Source organism: Microcoleus sp. B9-D4, from assembly GCF_036705105.1.
Lineage (GTDB): Bacteria > Cyanobacteriota > Cyanobacteriia > Cyanobacteriales > Microcoleaceae > Microcoleus.
This window is the reverse complement of the sequence record NZ_JAUBTS010000003.1, coordinates 148,908-167,365: the sequence shown is the minus strand read 5'-3', so window position 1 is coordinate 167,365 and position 18,458 is coordinate 148,908. Positions and strand designations below refer to the sequence as shown.

Genomic DNA, 18,458 nt, shown 5'->3' with positions numbered 1-18,458 from the left:
TAGGGTTTCATGATGAGACTCCTCAAAAGACTGGACATAGAGGTATTATCCTCCATCCTTTACATAAAAGCACTACCCCTTATTTTGCATCTCTGGTATTACTTCTAGGGAGTCAGGTTTGAAATCCACTACTCCAACTAAATGAGCATTAGTGTAGGAAATGAGGATATCAGCTTCACATTTTGGCAGGGACATATTTGTGTAAAACCTAGTCTCAAGTTTAGGGGTTTAAGAATGCCTGCCATTTCGGTTAGAACCCCTTAAAGTTTCAACCTTTTTCAAGGCAGGAACTCGCTGCTTGCGAGAGGGAATTTTTTCTTCAAATATGTCGGGTAATTCTTCTGAAAGGTCATCTTCATCGTCTTCAATATCGTCATTAGTGAAATTAGCATCGTTATCCTCATCCGCGTCATCCACTTCGCTTTCATCTGTCTGGACTTCTGGTTCTGGCGATGCAGCAGGTAAGGTAGTGGAGGTAGCGATGATGTCATAGCCTAGTTCTAGGATTAGCGACTTTACTACGCTTTCCATCTGTTGTTCCGATAACCCAGGAGTCGTTCTCTTGAGTTCCTGCTGTTTCATTAGCATCCACACTTCCAGAGTTTCTTCTGGTGTTGCAGTCTTCAATGCCAATTTGATTTTTCTAGTCAGTTTTTCCCGCGTGGATTTGAGACGGTCTGTGGCAATTCTTTGTGTATTATTGGGCTGATTTGTAGGCATAAGTAGTGGCGTACCAAATTATTATTTTCACCCAAAAAGGTGGGCGTTAGCCCATTTATAAGTCGATGACATCGGAAATTAGGTAGAGGTGTGTGTAATTCCTTGGCATGATGTGATAGGACGCGCATATTTAGTAATCTAAAGGTTGAAAATATACATAATTTGAGCTTGTACATCGCCTACAAAAAGCATAACCATGAGCCAAATAAGAGGCTTTTACCCAGTTATTCTTATCCCCGATTCAATTCGTCAGTTCTGCGCGGATAACCCGATACCTATTTTGGAAGAAAGTGCTTCTTCTACAAAAAAAATGCCTTTTCCGCCGCGACCGCCAGTTTCCAATAATTCTCGTTATTCTCTGGTAATTCAACTTTGGATAGCCAGTGTTGTGGTGGTAATGTTGGTTAACTGGCTGTTTGGCATGAGTGTTATGGCTTTCTGGTCATCGCTGACGTGTTCGTCAGTGAGTGTAGTGGCGACTTTTTCCTATCTGCGGTTTGTTGATTTTCAAGTGCGCGATCGCTACAAACAACGACTGGCTGAGTATCAACAACAGTTATCTGAATACGAGAGTTATCAATTGCGTCGCTTGCAGTCAAAAGACAAGGAAATGGAGCAATATAATTCTATGCTACAGGAGCGATATAAGTGGCTTTTGAGGTTATTGAAAAAGATTGTTCAACCGCCAGCAGGTCAGGGTAAGGGAGGAGTACAGCAAGGGGTCAGTGAAAAGCAGTTTTTTGTTTACTTATGCCGTTATTTTTCTGGGTTTTATGATTTCTGTATGGGGGGTGAGTTTCCTATACCTGGTACATCTTTGCGTTACACTGCTGACTTTATTATGGTTCATCAACTGACGGGTTTAGCGATAGATATTGAGATTGATGAACCTTATGAGGGGCGAACGGGAAAGCCTCATCATTGTGTGGATAGGGGTAAAGATAGTCAGCGCAATCAGTTTTTCTTAGAAAGAAATTGGGTAGTGATTCGGTTTTCTGAGTTGCAAGTTGTCAAATATCCTGATGCTTGTTGTAAAGTTATTGCTAGAGTCATTTTTCAAATCACAGGTGATTATAGAGGATTAGTTCAGTTGGGAAATGTTGTTGATTTGCTTTCGCATAAGCAATGGACAGTTAAGGAAGCTACTTATATGGCTAAAAATAAATTTCGTAACTCTTACTTAAGAAGAAGCTTACCAAATTGAATATCTTGTCCGTGAGTTGGAGTCGCCCAGAAAAGAGCATTAGTAATTACCTGGAGGACTTCTTAATGCGATCGCCCGTTCGTTCTTGTAGGTCGTTGTTTAGAAATTGATGTTCGGTTAATTTGAGTACGTCAACCTATATGACCTATTTTGCGATCGTGCCGATCCTCAATGCAGATTTCGCATTAAGCTTTGCCCGCAGTTGGATCGACGGCTGGAATCAACATGACATCGATGCTGTCCTGAGTCACTACGCGGATGACTTCGAGTTGGCTTCTCCTTTGATCCCATCGATTGCTGGAGAACCTAGCTGCACCGGAATGTTCCGCGATCGCATTGTATCCTTCAACGATCAGGCGATCGCCCAATTGAATCATGTTTGGTTTCACGTTACCTACTGATTCACAAGCAAAGACTTGACAGACTCAACCCAACTTACAGCGAGAGGCGCTCGCACTCATAAAAAATACCAGAAGCAAGAAACTCAGTGGCTTTAGCCCTGAGAGGAAAGCGAGACGCGGTTTTAACCGTCGGGAATCTTTCTTAATTCTTAACAATTTACGGGCGGGTAAATAGGGTGACAGTGTTAAGATTACTGTTTTGAGTCCATAATGGGGGGTAATAAGTGCTTTCAAGTGATGTTTGAGGTACTGTTGTCAATGTCGGAAACTTCAGAGGTTTGAACTCTACCGCTATGGAAATCAAACGAGTCATCTTAAATAACATTGGGCTATTTGAAAACCTGACAATTCCCTTAGCGCCCACGGAGCAAAACCCCAGCAACATTACCGTCTTTGTGGGTAATAACGGGGCTGGTAAAACCTCTGTGTTGAAAGCCTTAGCTATTTCCATTAGTTGGTTTATTGCCCGTTTACGTACAGAAAAAGGGAGTGGAAACCCTATCCCCGAAGATCACATACTCAATGCCGCCAACGCTGCCAGTATTGAAATAGAAATTTGTGATTCTTTTGGGGTATCAGACAATTCTAACCAAAACGAGAGCGAGCATCACTTCAAGTGGACTTTAGCAAAAAGCAGACAAGGACGTAAATCCCAATACACCAGCAACCTCTACGACTGCACTCGCTTAGCCGACCGTTATCGTGATGCCCTCACCCATGATTACAAAACTAGCCTTCCCCTAGTAGCGTTTTACCCTGTCGAGCGTGTCGTACTCGATATTCCACTAAAAATTAGGACTAAGCACGTCTTTTTGCAATTAGACGGTTACGATAATTCCTTAAGTCAGGGTGTTGACTTTCGCCGCTTTTTTGAGTGGTTTCGGGAACGGGAAGATACCGAAAATGAATCAGGAATTCCTAGAGATGTTCTGAACCAACTAAGCTCACTAGCTGAAACTAATCAAGACGTATGGCGATGGTTAAACGAACGCAATGCCGCGGCTAAAGATCGGCAATTAACCACAGTTCGTACCGCCATTGGCCAATTTATGCCTCATATAGATAACCTTAGAGTCCATCGTCAACCTCGACTTTACATGGCAATTGACAAAAACGGTGAAACCCTAAACGTAGCTCAGCTTTCGCAAGGCGAAAAATCTCTTATGACTCTTGTTGGTGATATTGCCCGCCGTCTAGCTATGCTGAACCCTGCTCTAGAAAATCCTCTAGCAGGTCACGGTATCGTCTTGATTGATGAAGTTGATTTGCACCTGCATCCCTCTTGGCAACGCAGCCTGTGCGATCGCCTAATCGAAACTTTCCCAAATTGTCAGTTTGTGCTGACTACTCATTCACCTCTAGTGATCAGCGACTGTAAAAATGTTTTGGTTTACGCTTTAACCAATGGTGAATTGCGACAATTGCCGTCTCAGTATGGGCAAGATGCTAATACTGTCTTATTAGATGTCATGGATACCAGCATCCGTAATGAGAAAATTAATGCTGAATTGAACGATCTGCTGGATGCTATACAAGATTCAAAGCTAAGCAAGGCTCAAGAACTACTTGCAGAATTAACTGAGGAATTACCTGCCAATCATCTAGAATTGGTCAAAGCTAAACTACTTCTCCGTAAACAAGAATTGCGTCATGCGAACCATTAGTAAAGGGGCAGAACCGCCTAGTTTGGCAGCCTGGAAACGAACAAACCCTCATGGACGCTACAACCAGTTAACTGAAGATATTCGACGAATTATTCGACAACATATCCTAGAAGAACAATTTTATCTTTGTGCTTATTGCTGTCAGCAAATCCAAAACATTGATGCTTGCCATAATGAGCATATAGAAGCTCAAAATCTGAATCCTGGACGCACGCTCGACTTTTCAAATATTGTCGCTAGTTGTAATACCCCCAATCAATGCGGGAAGGCTCATAAATCTCAGCACCTACCCCTAACTCCTCTGATGACAGAATGTGAAACAGAACTTCGATTCAAAATTAGTGGTCGGGTTGAAGGGATGAGCGAGCCAGCAAGAGTAACCATTCAAGTCTTAAACCTGGGCGACGATGAGAAAAATAACCGTTCCTTGATCGAAAAACGTAAGCAATTATCTAATGCCTTGTTATGGACAAACGATATAAATCCCAATGAAGGCTTAGAGGATGAAGAACTGTTAGAGATGTTAATCAGCGACCTATCACAACCCCAACAGGGTAAGATGGAACCTTTTACCCCAGTGGTAATTAATATCTTGAAAAGTTGGCTTCAATCTTGAAAGCAACTCTTTAAATGGTTATGAATTCAGTGCTGAATCGCAAACAAAAGCCGACACATAACAAGATCGTCCATGAGTCTGATCCCCAAAAGGTTCTCTGTTGTGACTTTGAGGTTGTCTGCGGCGGGTGATCGGCATCGTTAGACCGCTATGGATGCGACATAAGCTACAGGTTGTAATCAATAAACCTTATTTATCAGAGTTTCTAATTGAAACTGCTAGAGATTGCAGGTACGACCAATATTTGGAGAGTAAAGTGCAATCACTATATTCACAGTTTGAAATCTAATTGTGCGATCACATTCCATAGTATCGCTGCACTCAGCCAAAACTTTGCGGTAGCTTTTGACAATGTTTTGATAGACATTAATTAAGAGCACAATTCCAACTCGTCAGCCCCAGTCTTTTGAGTTCTGCAACCATCAACGGATACGCTTCTAAATTCGGGTCACTCTTAACAATTGCTACTGCCATCTCACTAGCTAAGTTCAGCAAATCCTCATCATCTAGTATATTCGCCAAAGCAAATTCTGAGATTCCCGACTGGCGATAGCCCATCACAACTCCCGGCCCTCGCAACCGCAAATCCATCTCGGAGATAAAGAACCCATCGGTGGATTTTTCTAACACCTCAAGACGTGCCTTGGCTTCTGCTGTTTTACTGGTATTTAGCAGCAGACAATAGGAACGGTGCGAACCCCGACCGACGCGACCTCTTAACTGGTGCAGTTGAGCCAAGCCAAAGCGATCGGCATGGTCAATCAGCATGACAGTAGCGTTTGGAACATCCACGCCCACTTCCACAACAGTCGTGGAAACCAGTATTTGGGTTTTGTTATCACGGAATGAGTTGAGGGCTTCATTTTTTTCTGCTGATGTCATCCGACCATGCAGCAAAGCAACTCTAAATTCGGGAAAGATTTCAGTTGATAGTCGATCGTATTCTGCTACCGCTGCTCTCAAATCTAGCTTTTCCGATTCTTCCACCAAGGGAAGGATGATGTACGCCTGACGACCTCGAAGTACCTCAAGGCGGATTAAATCGTATGCTGAAGCGCTTTTATTAAGCACTTTCGTGTGAATCTTCTGACGACCGGGCGGTAACTCGTCAATCTGACTGACATCCAAATCCCCGTGCAAGGTCAGTGCTAAAGTACGCGGAATAGGAGTCGCAGTCATCGTCAGTACATGAGGTCTATTTCCCTTGTTCAGTAAATCCTGCCGCTGTTGCACCCCGAATCTGTGCTGTTCGTCGATGACTACCAGACCGAGTTTGTTGAAGTTGACCTTCTCTTGCAGAAGCGCGTGAGTTCCTACCAATAGTGAAAGTTCACCCGTCTCTAATTGGGCGTGGATTTCTCTGCGCTTGGCGGTTTTGGTAGAACCCGTTAGCAATTGAACAGAAACGCCAAGGCGTTCAAACCACGTAGCAATCTTTCTGTGATGCTGTTGGGCCAACACTTCTGTAGGTGCCATAAGTGCCGCTTGATAGCCGGACTGGATGGCAGCGAGGATAGCAACGACAGCAACAACTGTTTTACCAGAACCGACATCCCCCTGTACCAGTCGGTTCATCGGCGTTTTGGAAGTCATGTCGTTGAGAATGTCGTTAATGACCCTACGTTGAGCTGAGGTAAGCGAGAAGGGAAGTTGAGAGTAAAACTCTTGGATTAGAGGGCCAGCAGGAGTTATTTTTGTAAGAGCCGATCGCGCCAAAAGCCGATGGCGACGCACGAGAAACGATAGCTGGAGATAGAAAAACTCATCAAATACAAGGCGACGGCGGGCAGCTTCTAGTTGGGTTTCGTCTGGGGGCTGGTGGATGTTTGCGATCGCTACCTGCAATTCCATCAAACCATGTTGTAGTCTGAGCTCCTGCGGCAGGGGGTCATTTAGCAGCTTGGCAGATTCCAAAACAGAGGTTACTGCATCTTGGACAATTTCGTTGCTAACTCCCTTTGTCAAAGGATAAATTGGGATAATTGAATTTTTCGTATCCTTGGCTTCGTCTAGACCGATTAATCGGATTTCAGGGGAAGTTAATGTCATTCCGCAATAGCGATCGGCTTTGACTATCCCAGATATAGCAACAATGCCTCCAGCAACATAGGTGGCGGCTTGCTCGTTCCTCCACTTTTTTGATTGGTAGTACGGGTGGTTGAAGAAACGCTTGCAGGCTATCTTACCGGTTCTGTCCTTGACAATAATAGTCTGAATTGTTAGCCTAGAATTTTTAGGCGGGCTGACTACTTCCTGATGTTGAATTTTACCTACAACCGTGACTGAATCGCCTACTTTCAACTGAGAAATTTTTACTCGCCGATACTTAATGTAATCACGGGGAAAGTAGAGCAGTAAGTCTCGTACATTTGTAAGGCCCAGCCTTTCTAGCATTTTGTAATTGCTTCGGCTTAACCCTGGCAGATCGCAAATGGGTGAATGCAGTTTCATGATGATAGTTGGGAATTTCTCAGATTCAAACTTTTGTTAGCAAGCCATTCATAATGCTGCGCTAGCAGCCACTTCACCAATGGCAAATCGCTGAATTTAATTTGGAGATACACTGCTTTTAGTCCTTCCATTACTTCTAACAAAGCAGAGTTCCCTTCTCGCTGGTTGCACGAAGATTTAGGGCGCAGTCGAGACAAGTAAGTGACGTAGATTCATAATTTTAAGGTGGCGCTTCCACTCTTTCACACTACTGATAATTGTTTGGTTTTTAGGTGGGTTGCAGCGACGGGTTTACTGCTCAAACAAGTCGAAAAGGGCTGGAAATAAGCAATTTGTTTATCGCTTAACTTCAGTCATCGTTTCCTGGCCCCATGAAAGCTGCGTAAAATAGTAATATTGAGCTTTTATTAATCCAAAATTATGCTAAAATTGCGATCGATTGCTTCATCACGATCGTTAAAACCATTTTCGTTTTCTTGCTCTTGAGATGCTAAGATTGCGTTCCAGCCGGCAAAGCCTGGATTGATTCGCTTTGATTGAGGGAATGTTTCAATAATTTCTTTTGACAGTCGATCGCCGTCTCGATCTCCTTTGAAGCCGGCTACTATAGTTTTTACTCCCTTAAGAAAGTCGGTTGGCAGCGAAGAAACCGCATCAATGCTTAAGTATAAAGTCGGCCTCTTATTGAAATCTGGATCTAAGGCAATTACAGACAGGAGTTCTACCGGGTTGCTGGCAATAATGGCTCTTTCAATATTGTTTTGAACCGCTATCCAGAAAACTCCCTTTTCACTGTTGTCGCCTGCTTGATGTGAGCCTTCCCCATGACTGTCAATGGAAAATTTTCCATTGGCGTCTAAGGTGCAGGTTCCTCTGTGCTCTCCTGCAAGGGTGCGGAGTTGGAAGACAGGGCGGTTCAGGCTGTCTGCGTCTATCCATCCCCTGTCGTGTAGCAGGTCAATTAATTCAACTGGCAGACAAGCATTTTCTATCAAATTGCTTCGTACATACTCCCAGTTAAGTGAGTCGAACCCCGATGTTTCGCGATCGTTGGGCGAGCCGGGTTTGCCTACATTTTCTGACTCAGAGATTAGAGAATCTTTGTCGGTTTCTGAGGAAGTCCCTGTGCTGCTTCCTTCTCGCTCTGGCCTGTCAATGTTAGAGTTGCTCTGCCAGTATATTGGTGAAAAATTGCTCTCGATGCTGCTGTTCCTCATTTCGCCGCAGTCATCAGCATCACTATCAGTGTTCGCGTCGCTATTTGGTTTAGAGTTTTCTGTTTCCAAATTTTCGTTCAATTCTCGCTCTTGCAATGGGGGAATGGCTTCCACATTTCTGTCAGTATTAGCAGAGTAAGTGACTCCTCTGTATTTTTGCAGCCCCTTGAAGGTGTAAGCTTTGCCTAAATGAGTGCCGCTAAAAGCAATATTGCCTAATTTGTAGCTAATGCCTAATTCGCCTGCGGGGGTGGGTTCTATTTTTACACTAATGCCTTGTTCGACGAGTCGGTCAATCAAAAGAGCGATCGCAGGACTGTCAGTGGTCGATCGATCTAGTGCTGTTTGCAGTTGTTCCCGTACACTAATCTCTCCGGTTCGCGCTAACCGTCGGCGTTCGCCAGTTGTGGGAGAACGGCGTTCTTTATCAAAACTGCGTGCAGCGGGTGTCAAATTGTACTTGTTTTCTAATTCTTGAATTAACTTTTCGCTGCGTAGGTAGTTCCAGCTATCGGATACGCAAGTTCCTTTTTCATCTAATTTGATACGGCTGGCTGCAATGTGAATGTGGTCGTGGTCGCGGTCGGTATGGCGGATGATAGCAAATAGGTTTTTATCCAGTCCCATTCCTTCTAGGTAATCTAGAGCGATCGCCCGCCATTTGGCATCAGGGATATACTCGCCAGAAGGCACGCTTAAGGTCGCATGGTAAACTGGTTTTTGAACTCTAGGGTTGAGTTGTTTGGAAAAGAGAAACTCCGCAGCTAATTCCTGGGCATTTTCTCCTACCATATTTCCTCCAATTAGTGAAGATCCTTCTTTGGAGAAGAGGTAATTGAGCAATGAAGTAAAAGTTTTACCGATTTTCTGCTTGCCAATCATTATTTACTAAACTTAAAAGTTGTGTAGTAAAAAAGTGATGATTTGTGGATGTTTTTTTTAAAACTTTTCGCTAGGAGCTTCTAAAGTTTCCTCAATATCGCTTAAATTCATTAGTACTTGGACGTTCATTTGCTGTTGCTGTACTTGCTTGAGCAGTGCCAAAGTTTGCTCAATCAGATCCTCAAAGTTGGCTGGTTGTGTAATCTTTTCCCCCATCCATAATGCTTGTTCTGTAGCAAGGGCAATGGGTTTGAGGCGGAGGTTAAGTTCGGCTAATTTTTGGCACAAAGCTGGTTGATGTTGTTGTTTAAAAGTGTGGTATCGGAACAGACTGCTGACGCTCACCTGGAGATTTTTAGCCATTGTCTCAGCAAGTTGAAGTTCTTCTGGCGTTAGGTGTATGGCTATTCTTTTGATTCGTTTGGATCTCGACATGGCTAGTTTGCTCGCGATTCGATGTTGGGGTAACGAACTTTATCCTTCGACTGCGATCGGGTAGAGTGCGCTTCCGGGCGATCGCGCCTCAGCCACCTGCCGATCGCTTGTTGCCAGGAGTGGCTTTAACGCATGGAAACTTGATGTCAGCCTTTCCAATGGAAAATTTTCCATTGCCACAGGGGCTCAGACTCTGGTTTGGTTGGGTTCGACTCGCGTAGGAATTTCTAATGGAAAATTTTCCATTGTCACGCAGGCCGAGATCCAGGTTTGGCTGGGTTCGACTCGCGTGGGAATTTCCCATTGACATCTCCGAAAATCATCGATCCGTCCTCTTCCACTTTTGCTTGCATACGCGATCGCCCTTGTCTCTACATCTTTTTTCGAGATGTCTGTCTAATGGAAAATTTTCCATTGAACAGCGACAGGCTGGCAGCAGCGCTCTCCTCATAGGGGTGCTACCCCGTTATAGAAAGCAGTTTGCACGCACCTCTGACACAGCTTGCTACCAAAAGCTGTGTCAAAGCCTAAGCCGTGAGTCCGATTTTTGCGGGTGCTGGGATTCAGACAACTGGCTGAGGGAGGCGAGGTTTTAGGAGGGTTAATAAGTAGTAAGTGCGTTTTAATCCTTGAATAGCTGTTGTTTTACAGCCTTCTTTTGAGGTGCACTTGGCTGAAGCGTAAGGGTTATTTCTGCACGCCCAAGCGTACAGGGCTGTTTTTTTACCACTCTTAAAACTTCAATTAGGAAGACCTGCGATATGAGCGAAACTACTATCGAAACCATCTGGCCTCAAGCGATCGCGGCCTGCGATTACGGGGGGTCAGCTACCAAAATTCTCTACGCAGGGGCAAAGAATCAAATTCGATTGCTCTGCATGGAACCGGAGGTCGTATCTGTACCGCAGGAATCTATTTTGGCTTACGGCAGAGACCAATTGGGGTCAGCCGAGCCTGAGAATACGGCTTGGGTTGCCTTTAGAAACGATTACAGGGCAGTGGGGTATTTGGCAAAAGAGAGGTTTCACGCCAATGCCGGCCTTTCGGAGCTCAAATACGAGAGGGCGCTGCACAAAACTCTGGCTGGGATGTGGGCGATTAAGGAAAAGCTGAATTTGCCTGCGAAATTTACGGCGGCGATCGCCGTGTTGTTGCCACCGGGGGAATATGAAGACCGGGGGAGGTTCGAGCGGGTGCTGCGGGAAGCTTTAGCAGATTACCAAACTCCCACAGGTCAGATGAGCGTGGAATTGTTGGCGTTTAACTGCAAGCCAGAGGGGGGTGGCATTTACCTGATGCACAACAAGAAAGTCGGCTCTGTTTTGAAAGAGCGGGTGTGCGCGATCGCCATGATTGGCTACCGCAATGCTAGCCTGCTGGTGGCTCAGCGGGGAGATGTTAGGCCGGGAAAAACAAGCGATTTGGGCTTCATCCGCATGGTGGAGAGGGTGGTAGCTAGGACTTCAGGGCAGACTGCTGAGCGATTGACTCCGGCGATCGCAGCAGCGGGATCTGAGTTCAAGGCAGCTCCTTTAATGCGGTTGGCTCGCAGCACGACTAAGCAAGGGCGGGCGGAAGAAGTGCAGCAGATGATAGCAGCAATCAAAGAGGCGCGGCCTGAATATGTGCGGAGTCTTACCAGTTGGTTGGATGAGAATTTGCCACCGGATTGCGATGAGTTGGTATTCTGCGGTGGGACGGCTGATTATCTCCGTAAGGAGTTAAATGAACATTACGATCGCTTCCCGGTTATTTGGAATGCCGAAATTGCTATGCCACCTATTTTGTCAAAGAAAGGGTTTGAAAATCGGCTCAATGATGTCTATGGGATGTTTTCGTATTTCAAGGGTACTTTGAAAAAGCAGTTCAATTCTCAGGTAACGGAAGACGCTGTTTGTGGGTCAAAATATTCCGCTTTAAAGGAGATAGTGACTCATGGCTAAGGAAAAAGAAAGGGTTGATTTTCTTTGGCGCTATCAGCCTTTAAAATCTACCCCTGATGGAGTTTTGATGTCCTATATTAAAGGCAATTTATTGCTGCCTTCGAGAGAAATGATTCTCCAAGCTTTGCGACCTTACTGGCTGCCGCTAGCGTATCTGGAAAAAGGGAATATCGATCCAGTTATTTTAGAGCGGCTATTTAGAAATGCCGTCTATGCTCTGGAAAAGCACGCTCTCTATTTGCGCGATCGAGGCGGGATTGAATATCCTCCTACTAATATAGGGGGAATGCCTATTTCCTCAATACCATCGTCGCCAGAAGTACCTGCTGGCATTGAGGAGGCAGACCGCTCTATGCTTTACGGTGTGGACAGCTTGACGCCTCCTAACCATTCCACCCGCAGCGGATTGACTGCGGATGACTTGTTTGATTTAGAGGGTGGCGAGGATTTCGATGATTCAGGATTCGCGTGAATGAGATTCAATTAGTGATAGGAATTTGACCACAATAAGCTGTGCAACTACAGGCAGGCTAGTCAATAGTATGAGATGTGCGAATTTAGATGTCAGGCAAATTCCTTTTGCTAGTTGTGCAGCTATAAAAAGAAAGCAAAAGTAACTGGATTTGTGTTAAAAATAAACCTGAAATAGGAAAGTGGGACATGGCAAGTAGAAGTAGAAACTCGAAGTATCAAGTGCAACTAACAGATTCTCTGGTTAAACAGGTTGATGAAGGAGGAGATTCAGGTATGGATACAGCGATAGAAAACTCGAATGGTTTCAAAGAGTGCGGGTTAGAGAAGGTTGAGAAGTCGGCCACTAAAATTCATCTGATTGATGGAGAGAAAGGCGGAGTTGGTAAGAGCTTATTTGCTAGGGTATTGATTCAGTATTTCTTGGACAAGAATTTTCCTTTTTTTGCCGTAGATACCGATCGCTCTAATCCTGATGTATCTCGAATCTATGAGAGCGTATGCCGTGAAGCTCTGTTTAGCGAGGACGAGAAGAAGTTTTACGAAGCGGATCGGATTTTTGAATTGGCGTTTGAGAAGAGCGTAATTGTCAATTTACCGGCTCAGGTTTATCCTTTGGTGACTAAGTGGATGGGTAGGAATAATTTAATTGAGTTGGGGAAGCAATCTCGTATTAGTTTTTGCAAATGGTTTATTTGCACGGGGGGTTATGATAGCGTGCAGCTATTTTTGAAGTCAGTTAAGCATTTTGACAATAAAATTGCTCACGTCCTCGTCCGCAATTTAGGATTGGAGGATGATTGGAGTTCTGTGGAAGAGATGGAGGAGGTGCAGAATGCGATTAAAAAGTATGAGGTGAAGGTGATTGATTTTCCTAAGTTTTATTCGCGGGAAAGGAATGCGATCGATGCTCAGGGAATAACTTTTGATTTGGCAAGAAATAGCCAGGAACTCGGCGTGCTGGGCCGGCAGCGGATTAAGTCGTTTATGTTGTCGGCTTATGAGGCGTTTGAAACTACGGGGATGTTGCCGTGAGTTATGGTGCTGTTGATACTAAATCGTTGCTAGATATTGCTTTAGAGGGGCAATCTGAAGAGTATCGGCGCAAGGTTTTGGAGTTGGCTTTTAAGGGGAAAATTGAGCCAACTGACCCGATTTTTCTGATTTTGTTGGCTACAGGCCGATTGGAAGTGCTGATTCAAGAGAGTCCGAAACCGGAGGATTTTGAGTTAGCGTTCGATCGGTGGGTGGGGCGGATTAACAAGACTTTGGCGAGTTACGAACGGGTGGCGGTTGAGAAGCAAGAGGGGCAAATCGCTGAGGCTGTGAATTCTCTGCTGCGTCAGACGGAATTGAGGAGGGTGGCGACTTCTGCGCGTTCTTTGGTAGTGGCGGCGGGTATACTGTTGACGACTTTGGGTATTGGTGCTTTGATGGGATGGATGGGTGTGCTTTGGTCGCAAGGAGGGTTTGCGCCGGGGGAAGCGGTTCATCTGACTCAGGAGCAGGCGGAGGCTTTGCGGTGGGCGAATAGCGCTGAAGGGAAGTTTGCTCGGAATTTGATGAGGTGGAATTCGGATAGTCTTGCTAATTTAGAGTGTAAGAAGGATGTCAAACGTTTGGGTGTGACTCTAGAAGTTGCGGGGCGTGCATCTACGTCCGGATTTTGCACTATTTGGGTGGAACCTGTAGAAAAGCGTAGGTTTAGAAATTAAATGCTTGCATTTTATTGGCTGCAATAGCTTGTTAGAGCGCAATTGTGATGTAATCATGAGCTATGCTATGCCGCTTCAATTTTGAGTTGGGGAAGCACTTGTGGTTCACCTGCTAGGGTTCGGAACTAAGCTCTATAAGGCTACTGTTATGTAGTGGTTTGAGCTTCGTGTGAAGGTTTGAATTGTCAAAATCCAACAATGAAAGGAGTTCATGATGACTATTTTTTCTGACAATAGTGAAACTGCATGGTCTATCTATCACAAAATCATCAAGGATGTTACTGGGGGAGATGAGTCTCCTGTGGTTGTTCTTCCAACAGCAATTGCAACACGGGCTGAATGGGACTCCACATCTGCTGAATATAATGCTTTCCTTCAGCAGGATTTTGCAAATGCGATGCCTGAGTGGAGATCTCTATACACAAGATCCCCAGGGCGTAATATAGGTGATGAGTATGAGGCGTTTCTCGACAGACTTTCTAAAAAAAATATAGAGGAAACTGAGAGACCAAATCAAGAAAGATTGAAGGAATTAGATGAAGTCCGAAGAGATGCTCGCATAAATTTGAGGAAGTTGGATAAAGAAATTATAGAAGAGTGGAGAGTATATGTTAAAGAAACACCCGAAGGTGAGCAGCTGCCAAGAAATCGATGGGAACAAGAACTCGGATATTCAGCAGATCGAGCTGGATATCAGCAAGAACTCCAAATAGCAGAGGGAGCATATTTTTTAGAGGTCACGAGTGCAGGTGGTAGGCTTGCTGAGATTGGTCGTGCAATTGCTGCAAAGGGCGCGACAGAAGCCAAAATCGCATTGCCATCCTCAAAAGAACCATTTATCCTCAACAAAACTAATACATGGGAGTCTTATTACACAACTCAGATTCTCGGCGACATCAATCAGTTTAAGTCCGAACGAGTTGAACAGACTTTCACAGTCAACGAAAGTCAGGAAACCTCAACAACTTATACAAGTAGATGGAGTGGAGGAGCGAGTTTCCAGTGGTTTTCTTTCTTTGGCGCAGGTGGCAGCGTTGACAACGTGAGTAAGCAAGAATCTTGGGAAAAAGATACTCTTGAGGTGCAAATCACTTTTGGAAACCTAGCCAAAATTCCAATCAGGCGAGGTCAATGGTTTAAGGGAGGATTGGTTCGAGAGTTCCTCACAGACATTGATAAAGAGTTTTGGGGTTCACGTGGTCGCCTTAATCTGATCCCAACTGAGCTTCTGTTGGCTCACTCTATCAGTCTCGATATTAAGACTAGTGAAGAAGCACGTGACTATGCATATGAACATCACAGAAGAAGTGGAAATGCTGGTTTCCGAGTTGGACCCTTTAGATTTGGGGGAAGTGGTGGTTCAACTTCAACATCTGAAACAACCACCGTTGAAAAAACAACTACTGGACTTCAGGTGAAGGACACATCAGGAAGAGCCGCAGTGCTTGCAGTCATTTGTGAAAGACCTGCTGATTTACTACCTGGGGGCGTACCTCCTGCACCATTCTTCATGACTCGGAATCGACTGACTACTGAAGCTGCTGCATTCGCCTTAGAGGCTGGAGAAGAAGAGAAATATATTGAGTTTTGGCATCAAATGATGAAAGAAGCTAGCCAAGAACTAGCACTTGATGCAGTGGAGCTATAAGAAATGGTTGCTCGGCACTGGCGTTAACCAAACAGTGCCGATTGCTCTCAAATACATTCTCTTGATTAGATTAGGATGTCAAAAAATGGCGCGTCGGTTAGCAGGAACAATTATTATTGATGGGACAGATGATGAGTTTTGGCCTCAACGGGATGAACATACTCATCGTGTATTTAATGTAGAAACAATTCTCAATACAGAGCAACCTGCGTCAACAATTAATGTTCCAGATGTCCGTTGGGGAGATGAATGCCGAGTAGAGCTAAAGCTTCTTGCCAAGCTGCTTGATAGCAACGCTGTACAGATTGAAGGTAATGCAAAACTATTTGAAGGTACATCTGAAAACAATGATGATCTTCAGGATGAACAGGATTTTACTTTTATTGTTCCCACGGCTGGTACGCCTGCTTTTTACCGCCTCCAACTCAAGAACACTGAGGCTTTTGGAGGAGATCATGCAGAAATTGGATTAAGTCTCACAAATTCTCGACTTGAAGAATGAATATACTTTCGGTAAAACTTCACATATTTTGTCAGCTAGAGCATTACCCAATTCCCTCGGTTCCAGCTTATGCAACCCACCCCCATACACGCGCCCCTCACCCATCAACGCTTCATCAGAAATGCGATCAAGCGCCTGCCACACCTCTTTGAGCAATTCTGGCTTATCCAAAAGCACTTTGGCAAGAGCGGGTTTAGGATACAGCATTAAATAAACATTGGTAGCCGTCGCCCTTGAATGATTCAAGATAAATCGAAAAGGTCTACCTCTACCAGTATCCTTACGACCCATATAGGTGCAGAGGAACGGCGAAGGAGGACGCTTTTCCTGTGAGTACCAGGGAGTACGATGGTTACACAGGTAGCGATCGCAAATTCCCTCCCTCACCCCCACCTGCAAATATTCCCAAAGCGACGGATACTTAGCTTTCACCTCCAAAGGGGGCAAATCGCACGATAGCAGAAAAAGCTGGCGATCGAGAATCGGATTTCCCAAGCAATCGCCCTCAATCTCATCAACTGATAACAACCGGGGACTAGGCAAAACTGGCTTGAGAAATTCAAAGGGCAATTGGTAAGCAGAAACTTGCTCTGGTGTCAACACAAAAAAATTGTTCGCTCCCGTCGCCAGCCCCCGTTTGATAGTGAATAAGTCCTTAAGTTTCAACGGCTGCTCTTGAGAATTCACACTACCAGACATCAGCCCAAACTTAGTCCACTTAGTGGCACTGCGTAGGGACTCCACCGACACGATCAGGGACATTTTAGATGCTGTCAAACTCCCTCCATAGGTAAACTCAACAGCATGATTAGCAGGTGGCAAAGCTTTCTTAAACCAAACCACTGCTGACGTACAGAGTGCATCTTCAAACTGCGCGTCAGCAGCATCGAAACAGTGAATTCGCAGCAGAGTAACGTGATTTAGCAAGTAATCCTTAATTTGCTTTCCGTAATTCACATCCATAAATCCACTGGGAATCAGCCACCCCGCCAAGCCGCCAACAGCCATACTCGCATCCGCAATGCACAAGAAATGGCAGTAAAGACTAGCCAACTGACTGAGTTTGACTCCCGCTATTTGCTGTGCTAGCTGTTGCAGCCGCAGCTTTTCAACTCGGTTCAAATGATGGTGCCGGACATAGGGGGGATTGCAAATTACTAAGTTAGCTTTTGCGTCGTCAGAGTCAGGGGGTGTTGCCTGGGTAAAGTCAGCGATATTTAAATGTAGCGAAGTCTCACTCCAAAGCTTAATCGCTTCGTTCCCGTAATGGGGGTCAATTTCATAGCCGACTGCTTTAACAATTTGCGATCGCCCAAATTGCTGCAATAATGCCGAATAAAAAGAACCTGTGCCAAAAGCTGGGTCGAGAAAACGAATTTTAATGTCTGACGGCAACAGCATTGAAGCATATTTGAGAATATCTGCTGCCAGTGTTGGAGGTGTAGCAAACTGACCTAGCTTATTTCGCTGAGCTTGAGTTCTAGCTCCATCCAGTTGCGATTGCCGCAACATTCGTGTCAATTCAATTGTTGCAGTTACATTCATATTTCAAATAGCGCTAAATCATCAATCCGATGTTCCCAAACCCAGTCAATTCCTTCGGCCGCTTCGTAACCCAAATAGCCACTGTCAAAGTAACCGCAAAGAAACAAAATAAAACGCACGTTATTGCCGTAGTTACTCTTCAATTGAGTCATTTTAATAGCTTCTTCCTTGCGTCGCTTATTGGGATTGGTATAGTCGCCGGCAGATTTCGCTTCAATCAGTAACGGGAATTCACCAGGGCTAGAATTAATTGGCGCGAGCGCAACGTCAATAGGGATATTAATTTGTTTGCTGCCGGACTGTAAAAGTACCGGGATATTGAGCCGAAACGAGAAAGTCCCCGGTTGCATTGTCTCAAAACTTAATCCGGCTCCTCCTCTAACATAGGAATAACCACGCTGTTCCAGCCATTGCCTGATCATAGCAAGCTGCCTTCGTTCTTGAGCGTTGCGAACGATCGGGTCAGAAATAGCACCGCAAAGGCGATCGGCTACAATTGTTGCTGCTTTTTGAACTTCACTATCAGTTGGCTGCTGTCGGCTTTCTAGCCAAGGAAAAATATCTTTGTCGAGCAGCCGTGCAATAATTTGACTGATTTTTGTTAGTTCAGCATCCAGAGTTGCAATGTCTGCCCGGGGCGGAATTCGCTGTTTTTCTTCCATATTTTTGACCAGGTTGGGCGATACTCCTGCTAAACCGATCAGGCGATCTCGCGCAATTGGCGGCGCTGCCGCCATGCGTAAAATAGGCAAAACCTCTGGATGCTGTCGCAGCAGGGCGGACGTGATGTTGGTCAGATTGGCTGTCTCTGCTAAGGCGGATTCAACTTGTTGAGTTGTAGCAATGCGAGTGTCGCGGTAGGCTTTTGGAGCGAACTGCATGAACCAATTGTTATAGAAGTCTACCGACAGGGCAATATCGGGTTTCCACAAGTGTGGTTTGTCGGCATTAACTGGCACTGCATCTCCTCTAATCGCGACCCTCGCCTAAATAGCTTAGATTGCTGGAACGTCTCTGTTGTATTATCCACCAAGCGGTTGCTCT

At 45.0% G+C, this 18,458-nt stretch carries 18 protein-coding genes; 10 read left to right on the top strand and 8 right to left on the bottom strand.

The window, feature by feature from the left end:
• Nucleotides 1–228 precede the first annotated feature (228 nt).
• Nucleotides 229–720, bottom strand: coding sequence for a hypothetical protein (locus QUB24_RS03050; protein ID WP_333150518.1), 492 nt, complete (start codon nucleotides 718–720; stop codon nucleotides 229–231).
• A 280-nt stretch (nucleotides 721–1,000) separates the two neighbouring features.
• On the opposite strand from QUB24_RS03050, the gene QUB24_RS03045 reads away from it, so the two are divergent.
• The 4 genes from QUB24_RS03045 (at nucleotide 1,001) to QUB24_RS03030 (ending at nucleotide 4,605) form a co-directional block, all read left to right on the top strand.
• On the top strand, nucleotides 1,001–1,924 hold the full coding sequence (locus QUB24_RS03045; protein ID WP_333150516.1) for a hypothetical protein: 924 nt from the start codon (nucleotides 1,001–1,003) through the stop codon (nucleotides 1,922–1,924).
• 140 nt (nucleotides 1,925–2,064) lie between these two features.
• Nucleotides 2,065–2,325, top strand: a complete 261-nt coding sequence (locus tag QUB24_RS03040; protein WP_333150514.1) for a hypothetical protein — start codon at nucleotides 2,065–2,067, stop codon at nucleotides 2,323–2,325.
• 293 nt (nucleotides 2,326–2,618) lie between these two features.
• Nucleotides 2,619–3,989: an AAA family ATPase gene (locus tag QUB24_RS03035; RefSeq protein WP_333150512.1), complete on the top strand. Its 1,371-nt coding sequence runs from the start codon at nucleotides 2,619–2,621 to the stop codon at nucleotides 3,987–3,989.
• Complete coding sequence (locus QUB24_RS03030) at nucleotides 3,976–4,605, top strand: TIGR02646 family protein (RefSeq protein ID WP_333150510.1); 630 nt, start codon at nucleotides 3,976–3,978, stop codon at nucleotides 4,603–4,605. The genes QUB24_RS03035 and QUB24_RS03030 overlap by 14 nt, the downstream gene beginning before the upstream one ends.
• A gap of 366 nt (nucleotides 4,606–4,971) precedes the next feature.
• Here QUB24_RS03030 and recG read toward each other — a convergent pair whose 3' ends face one another.
• The 5 genes from recG to QUB24_RS03005 all read right to left on the bottom strand — a co-directional run bounded on the left by recG (nucleotide 4,972) and on the right by QUB24_RS03005 (nucleotide 9,764).
• The gene (gene recG / locus QUB24_RS03025) at nucleotides 4,972–7,056 is read right to left on the bottom strand and encodes an ATP-dependent DNA helicase RecG (RefSeq protein ID WP_333150508.1); all 2,085 of its coding nucleotides are present in this window, start codon (nucleotides 7,054–7,056) and stop codon (nucleotides 4,972–4,974) included.
• Entirely contained in the window at nucleotides 7,053–7,187 is a 135-nt protein-coding gene (locus QUB24_RS03020) for a hypothetical protein (RefSeq protein ID WP_333150506.1), read from the bottom strand. Before QUB24_RS03020 ends, recG begins: the two co-directional genes overlap by 4 nt.
• Nucleotides 7,188–7,463: 276 nt before the next feature.
• Nucleotides 7,464–9,155, bottom strand: coding sequence for a relaxase/mobilization nuclease domain-containing protein (locus QUB24_RS03015; RefSeq protein WP_333150504.1), 1,692 nt, complete (start codon nucleotides 9,153–9,155; stop codon nucleotides 7,464–7,466).
• 57 nt (nucleotides 9,156–9,212) lie between these two features.
• A complete protein-coding gene (locus QUB24_RS03010; RefSeq protein WP_333048819.1) occupies nucleotides 9,213–9,590 on the bottom strand; it encodes a hypothetical protein in 378 nt (125 codons plus the stop codon).
• Between the two features lie 39 nt (nucleotides 9,591–9,629).
• Nucleotides 9,630–9,764: a hypothetical protein gene (locus QUB24_RS03005; protein WP_333150501.1), complete on the bottom strand. Its 135-nt coding sequence runs from the start codon at nucleotides 9,762–9,764 to the stop codon at nucleotides 9,630–9,632.
• Nucleotides 9,765–10,351: 587 nt separating this feature from the next.
• Between QUB24_RS03005 and QUB24_RS03000 the strand changes: the two genes are divergently transcribed.
• The 6 genes from QUB24_RS03000 (at nucleotide 10,352) to QUB24_RS02975 (ending at nucleotide 15,869) form a co-directional block, all read left to right on the top strand.
• The gene (locus QUB24_RS03000; protein ID WP_333150499.1) at nucleotides 10,352–11,533 is read left to right on the top strand and encodes a ParM/StbA family protein; all 1,182 of its coding nucleotides are present in this window, start codon (nucleotides 10,352–10,354) and stop codon (nucleotides 11,531–11,533) included.
• Entirely contained in the window at nucleotides 11,526–12,005 is a 480-nt protein-coding gene (locus tag QUB24_RS02995) for a hypothetical protein (RefSeq protein ID WP_333150497.1), read from the top strand. Before QUB24_RS03000 ends, QUB24_RS02995 begins: the two co-directional genes overlap by 8 nt.
• 188 nt (nucleotides 12,006–12,193) lie before the next feature.
• Nucleotides 12,194–13,039 carry a mobilization protein gene (locus QUB24_RS02990; RefSeq protein WP_333150495.1) on the top strand — a complete coding sequence of 282 codons (846 nt, stop codon included), beginning with the start codon at nucleotides 12,194–12,196 and terminating at the stop codon, nucleotides 13,037–13,039.
• A complete protein-coding gene (locus QUB24_RS02985; protein ID WP_333150494.1) occupies nucleotides 13,036–13,719 on the top strand; it encodes a DUF6753 family protein in 684 nt (227 codons plus the stop codon). Before QUB24_RS02990 ends, QUB24_RS02985 begins: the two co-directional genes overlap by 4 nt.
• A 211-nt stretch (nucleotides 13,720–13,930) precedes the next feature.
• Nucleotides 13,931–15,367 (top strand): hypothetical protein, encoded by a 1,437-nt coding sequence (locus QUB24_RS02980; RefSeq protein WP_333150491.1) that lies wholly within the window; start codon nucleotides 13,931–13,933, stop codon nucleotides 15,365–15,367.
• Nucleotides 15,351–15,869 carry a hypothetical protein gene (locus QUB24_RS02975; protein WP_333150490.1) on the top strand — a complete coding sequence of 173 codons (519 nt, stop codon included), beginning with the start codon at nucleotides 15,351–15,353 and terminating at the stop codon, nucleotides 15,867–15,869. Before QUB24_RS02980 ends, QUB24_RS02975 begins: the two co-directional genes overlap by 17 nt.
• Here QUB24_RS02975 and QUB24_RS02970 read toward each other — a convergent pair.
• Both QUB24_RS02970 and QUB24_RS02965 read right to left on the bottom strand, forming a co-directional pair.
• A complete protein-coding gene (locus tag QUB24_RS02970) occupies nucleotides 15,837–17,414 on the bottom strand; it encodes an Eco57I restriction-modification methylase domain-containing protein (RefSeq protein ID WP_333150488.1) in 1,578 nt (525 codons plus the stop codon). The two genes, QUB24_RS02975 and QUB24_RS02970, sit on opposite strands and share 33 nt — an antisense overlap.
• Complete coding sequence (locus QUB24_RS02965) at nucleotides 17,411–18,373, bottom strand: XamI family restriction endonuclease (RefSeq protein ID WP_333150486.1); 963 nt, start codon at nucleotides 18,371–18,373, stop codon at nucleotides 17,411–17,413. The genes QUB24_RS02970 and QUB24_RS02965 overlap by 4 nt, the downstream gene beginning before the upstream one ends.
• Nucleotides 18,374–18,458: the final 85 nt, after the last annotated feature.

Coding starts and splice junctions, on each gene's coding strand:
- QUB24_RS03010 (WP_333048819.1), bottom strand. CDS start 9,590: ATGTCGAGATCCAAACGAATCAAAAGAATAGCCATACACCTAACGCCA.
- QUB24_RS03030 (WP_333150510.1), top strand. CDS start 3,976: ATGCGAACCATTAGTAAAGGGGCAGAACCGCCTAGTTTGGCAGCCTGG.
- QUB24_RS02975 (WP_333150490.1), top strand. CDS start 15,351: ATGCAGTGGAGCTATAAGAAATGGTTGCTCGGCACTGGCGTTAACCAA.
- QUB24_RS03020 (WP_333150506.1), bottom strand. CDS start 7,187: ATGGAAGGACTAAAAGCAGTGTATCTCCAAATTAAATTCAGCGATTTG.
- recG (WP_333150508.1), bottom strand. CDS start 7,056: ATGAAACTGCATTCACCCATTTGCGATCTGCCAGGGTTAAGCCGAAGC.
- QUB24_RS03040 (WP_333150514.1), top strand. CDS start 2,065: ATGACCTATTTTGCGATCGTGCCGATCCTCAATGCAGATTTCGCATTA.
- QUB24_RS02990 (WP_333150495.1), top strand. CDS start 12,194: ATGGCAAGTAGAAGTAGAAACTCGAAGTATCAAGTGCAACTAACAGAT.
- QUB24_RS03035 (WP_333150512.1), top strand. CDS start 2,619: ATGGAAATCAAACGAGTCATCTTAAATAACATTGGGCTATTTGAAAAC.
- QUB24_RS02970 (WP_333150488.1), bottom strand. CDS start 17,414: ATGAATGTAACTGCAACAATTGAATTGACACGAATGTTGCGGCAATCG.
- QUB24_RS03050 (WP_333150518.1), bottom strand. CDS start 720: ATGCCTACAAATCAGCCCAATAATACACAAAGAATTGCCACAGACCGT.
- QUB24_RS03015 (WP_333150504.1), bottom strand. CDS start 9,155: ATGATTGGCAAGCAGAAAATCGGTAAAACTTTTACTTCATTGCTCAAT.
- QUB24_RS03005 (WP_333150501.1), bottom strand. CDS start 9,764: ATGGAAAATTTTCCATTGGAAAGGCTGACATCAAGTTTCCATGCGTTA.
- QUB24_RS02980 (WP_333150491.1), top strand. CDS start 13,931: ATGATGACTATTTTTTCTGACAATAGTGAAACTGCATGGTCTATCTAT.
- QUB24_RS03000 (WP_333150499.1), top strand. CDS start 10,352: ATGAGCGAAACTACTATCGAAACCATCTGGCCTCAAGCGATCGCGGCC.
- QUB24_RS02995 (WP_333150497.1), top strand. CDS start 11,526: ATGGCTAAGGAAAAAGAAAGGGTTGATTTTCTTTGGCGCTATCAGCCT.